The sequence below is a fragment of the Myxococcus sp. AB025B genome, from assembly GCF_006518215.1.
Taxonomy (GTDB): domain Bacteria; phylum Myxococcota; class Myxococcia; order Myxococcales; family Myxococcaceae; genus Myxococcus; species Myxococcus fulvus.
In genome coordinates this window covers 1-939 of record NZ_SRLW01000660.1, presented here as the reverse complement: position 1 = coordinate 939, position 939 = coordinate 1, and the positions used below count along the sequence as shown (strand labels likewise).

The window sequence follows — 939 nt, the reverse complement described above, 5'->3', positions numbered from 1 at the left end:
GGGTGGGGGAAGGGGCGTGATGGCGTCCGGACGTCGCGTTTCAGCCAGGTCGAAATTCCCGGGGGGAGGCGGCCCACGAAAAAGTCGGGAAGGTCGCGTTGACAGCGTTGTTGGCTGCTTTAAGTGCTGCCGTGCAGCCGGGAGCGACGTTCGTTTCGTGGGGTGAGCCCGTGACTCAGCCGATGATCCGGATTGAAGGTTTGACGAAAACCTACGGGGCCACCCAGGCCCTGCGAGGGGTGAGCTTCGAGGTCCCCCGAGGGCAGGTGGTGGGGTTCCTGGGGCCCAACGGGGCCGGCAAGTCCACCACCATGAAGATACTGGCCGGCTTCGTGACGCCCACCACGGGGACGGCGCGGGTGAACGGGCTGGACGTGCGCGAGGACCCGGTCGCGTCGCGGCGGATGCTCGGGTACCTGCCGGAGAACAACCCCCTGTACGAGGAGATGATGGTCAGGGACTTCCTGGACTTCGTCGCCGAGGTGCGGGGCATCCCGAAGCCGCTGCGGGCGGGGCGGCTTCGCGGCGCGGTGGAGCGGTGCGGCCTGGCGTCGGTGCTGGGCAAGGACATCCACCAGTTGTCCAAGGGCTACCGCCAGCGGGTGGGGCTGGCGCAGGCCATCTTGCATGACCCGGACCTGCTCATCCTGGATGAGCCGACCACGGGCCTGGACCCGAATCAGATTGTGGAGATCCGCTCCCTCATCAAGGAGCTGGGCCGCGAGAAGACGGTCATCCTCAGCACGCACATCCTGAGCGAGGTGCAGAGCACGTGTGACCGGGTGCTCATCATCAACGACGGGCGGCTGGTGGCGGACGACACGCCGGAGCGCCTGGGCAAGGGCGAGGGTGGCACCGTCACCGTCGTCCTCACGTCGCGCGCGGGCGCGGGGCTGCAGGAGGCCGTGGTGAGCGAGCAGCTCGGGCGCGTGGCGGGGG

Annotated in this window: 1 protein-coding gene; it reads left to right on the top strand. The window is 68.6% G+C overall.

Annotation, left to right across the window (positions count from 1 at the left end; translation table 11 throughout):
• Positions 1-200: 200 nt before the first annotated feature.
• Positions 201-939: ABC transporter ATP-binding protein (locus FL311_RS43370; protein ID WP_228557484.1), on the top strand; the 739-nt coding region annotated here is incomplete at its 3' end.